The organism is Bacillus sp. SIMBA_008 (genome assembly GCF_046535495.1).
GTDB classification, from domain to species: domain Bacteria; phylum Bacillota; class Bacilli; order Bacillales; family Bacillaceae; genus Bacillus; species Bacillus subtilis.
The window spans coordinates 1-250 of the sequence record NZ_JAWRWL010000940.1; the positions used below are offsets into that span (position 1 = coordinate 1).

1 protein-coding gene is annotated in these 250 nt (G+C 66.0%); it reads right to left on the minus strand.

Going from position 1 to position 250, the window contains the following annotated elements; genetic code table 11:
• Nucleotides 1-216: hypothetical protein (locus tag SB658_RS26135; RefSeq protein ID WP_410603395.1), on the minus strand; the 216-nt coding region annotated here is incomplete at its 3' end.
• Nucleotides 217-250: the final 34 nt, after the last annotated feature.

The following is a 250-nucleotide window of genomic DNA, read 5'->3' on the forward strand; positions in this document are numbered from 1 at the left end:
GTCTGCGGTAACCTGGCGTTCCGTCAGCTGAGCCAAGGGCCGCCCTTCCGCCTTGATGTCCACCAGAAGCTGTTCGCCTGCCCGCAGGATCGCGCGCGAGCCGACCTGCTCTCCGCGAACCAGGTCGTAGTCTTCCGGATCACGACCTGCGGCGTCGCCTTCGAAACTGACGGATCCGAGCGTGAAGGCGGGGCCGGGGTCGATCGTGACGGTCACCGGTACGGGCCGCGAGTGATCGAATGTCGGATTG